The following is a 572-nucleotide window of genomic DNA, read 5'->3' as shown; positions in this document are numbered from 1 at the left end:
CGTCACCATCAACGGCCACACCGATGGCGTGCCCGGCGTGACCGTCCCCGACGCCAACGGCGCCGATGCCGGCAACGTCAGCATCGCCGAGAACGCCACGCAGCCGGTCACCGGCGAACTGACCGTCACCGCACCGGAAGGCCTGGCTACCGTCAAGATCGGCGGTACCACCCTCACCGTGGCCGAACTCCAGGCGCTGGGCACCACCCCGGTCGTCGTCAACGGCACCGAAGGCAAGCTCACGCTGACTGGCTACGACCCCGCCACCGGCAAGATCACCTATAGCTACCAGCAGGACGGGACGGCCAAGAACCACACTGCCGGCGACGACTCCGTCACCGACAAGTTCACCGTCACCGTCACCGATGCGGCCAACCAGGTCAAGTCCGACGACCTGGTCGTGCTCATCACCGACACCGCTCCGGAAGCCAAGCCCGACACCGCTTCCGTCACGGAAGACACCGCACTGACCGCCTCCGGCAACGTCATCAGCGGCACCGGCGCCGACACCCTCGGCGCGGACGTCACCAATGTCGTGGGCGTGGCCAAGGGCACGGTCCCCGCCGGCCAGA

At 68.2% G+C, this 572-nt stretch carries 1 protein-coding gene; it reads left to right on the top strand.

From position 1 onward, the window contains the following. Positions 1 to 572, top strand: a 572-nt coding sequence (locus IB259_RS30860; RefSeq protein ID WP_225596995.1) for a VCBS domain-containing protein, incomplete at both ends; no start/stop codon positions are given.

Source organism: Achromobacter sp. ACM04 (assembly GCF_014851465.1).
GTDB lineage: Bacteria > Pseudomonadota > Gammaproteobacteria > Burkholderiales > Burkholderiaceae_B > Achromobacter > Achromobacter aegrifaciens.
The sequence above is the reverse complement of the archived record's forward strand: the minus strand, read 5'-3'. Positions and strand labels throughout refer to the sequence as shown.